At 68.1% G+C, this 546-nt stretch carries 1 pseudogene; it reads right to left on the reverse strand.

Annotation, left to right across the window (positions count from 1 at the left end):
- Window positions 1-162: 162 nt before the first annotated feature.
- Window positions 163-546, reverse strand: a pseudogene (locus tag A5711_RS09980) (hypothetical protein); the annotation flags it as partial.

The raw sequence follows: 546 nt of genomic DNA on the forward strand, positions 1-546 counted from the left end.
TCGCCGAGCTTTCCAAGAGCTACAACGCGATCGAGAAGGACATCGGCTACCGCACGGTGCCGGGGCCGGGCAGCGCCGGGTGGTTGCGCCTGGGCGTCATCACCGCCCTGATCGCGACGGCGCTGGCGCTGCTGATCAACCGGCGGCTCCCGGTCTGATCGCTCAGGAGGGCAGCCGGCGGTTGAGGAACAAGCCGGCCAGGATGGCGCCGGCCATCGCGACGGCCCCCAGCAGCATCCACGCCAGGCTGGCGTCGCCCTTGACGGTCTCGTAGCCGATCTGGCGCTGCAGGGTCGCATAGACGTTCTTCAGCGACTCGAGGCTGTCGGCGTGGAACGACTGGCCGTCGGTGATCTCGCAGATCTTCTGCAGCGTCTGATCGTCGACGGGAACGGGGACGGCGACCCGCTGCCCGTCCATCTCGATCTCGCCGGTCTTGGTGCCGAACGAGATCGTCGAGATGGGCACTCCCTCGTCGCGCGCCAGCCGCGCCGCGGTGTACACCCCGTCATGCGGATCGCTGGGGTTGGACGGCTTGTTCTCCTT

Source organism: Mycobacterium sp. E2238 (assembly GCF_001672665.1).
In the GTDB taxonomy this organism is placed as follows: domain Bacteria; phylum Actinomycetota; class Actinomycetes; order Mycobacteriales; family Mycobacteriaceae; genus Mycobacterium.